At 68.6% G+C, this 1,097-nt stretch carries 1 protein-coding gene and 1 pseudogene; both read right to left on the bottom strand.

Annotation, left to right across the window (positions count from 1 at the left end; translation table 11 throughout):
- Nucleotides 1–64: 64 nt before the first annotated feature.
- The gene (gene sucD, locus ACWGIU_RS38355) at nt 65–952 is read right to left on the bottom strand and encodes a succinate--CoA ligase subunit alpha (protein ID WP_189733229.1); all 888 of its coding nucleotides are present in this window, start codon (nt 950–952) and stop codon (nt 65–67) included.
- A 21-nt stretch (nt 953–973) separates the two neighbouring features.
- A pseudogene (locus ACWGIU_RS38350) lies at nt 974–1,097 on the bottom strand (ADP-forming succinate--CoA ligase subunit beta); the annotation flags it as partial.

Genomic DNA, 1,097 nt, shown 5'->3' with positions numbered 1-1,097 from the left:
CCTGGGGGGTGCGGGCCACGCCCGTGCTCACGTGCGCCCGTACGGGAATCCGTACGGCGACCGCTTACTTGGCGGCGAGGATCTCGCGCGCCAGCTTGGCGGTCTCGGTCGGCGTCTTGCCGACCTTCACGCCGGCGGCCTCGAGGGCCTCCTTCTTGGCCTGCGCGGTGCCGGAGGAGCCGGAGACGATGGCGCCCGCGTGGCCCATGGTCTTGCCCTCGGGGGCGGTGAAGCCCGCGACGTAGCCGACGACCGGCTTGGTGACGTTCTTCGCGATGAAGTCCGCCGCACGCTCCTCGGCGTCGCCGCCGATCTCGCCGATCATGACGATCAGCTCGGTGTCCGGGTCGGCCTCGAAGGCCTCCAGGGCGTCGATGTGCGTGGTGCCGATGACCGGGTCGCCACCGATGCCGACGGCGGAGGTGAAGCCGATGTCACGGAGCTCGTACATCATCTGGTAGGTCAGCGTGCCCGACTTGGACACGAGACCGATCTTGCCGGGCTTGGTGATGTCGCCCGGGATGATGCCGGCGTTGGACTGGCCGGGGGTGATCAGACCCGGGCAGTTCGGGCCGATGATCCGGGTCTTGTTGCCCTTGGCGGTCGCGTACGCCCAGAAGGCGGCGGAGTCGTGCACCGCGATGCCCTCGGTGATGACGACGGCCAGCGGGATCTCGGCGTCGATCGCCTCGACCACGGCGGCCTTGGCGAAGGCCGGCGGGACGAAGAGGACGGAGACGTTGGCGCCCGTCTTCTCCATCGCCTCGGCGACGGAGCCGAAGACCGGGACCTCGGTGCCGTCGAAGTCGACGGTGGTGCCGGCCTTGCGGGGGTTCACGCCGCCGACGATGTTGGTGCCGTCAGCCAGCATCAGCTTGGTGTGCTTCATGCCCGTGGCACCGGTCATGCCCTGGACGATGACCTTGCTGTCCTTGTTGAGGAAGATAGCCATGTGAGTCTGTGACCTCTGCCCTTACTTCGCAGCCGCGAGCTCGGCGGCCTTGTCGGCCGCGCCGTCCATGGTGTCCACGCGCTGGACCAGCGGGTGGTTGGCGTCCGAGAGGATCTTGCGACCCAGCTCGGCGTTGTTGCCGTCG

It is taken from the genome of Streptomyces sp. NPDC054840 (assembly GCF_053611065.1).
Note: the sequence above shows the minus strand (reverse complement) of the source record. Positions and strands in the feature narration are given on the sequence as shown.

What these genes read in the sequence shown, in the direction of transcription:
- sucD (WP_189733229.1), bottom strand. Translation starts at nt 952, where the DNA reads ATGGCTATCTTCCTCAACAAGGACAGCAAGGTCATCGTCCAGGGCATG.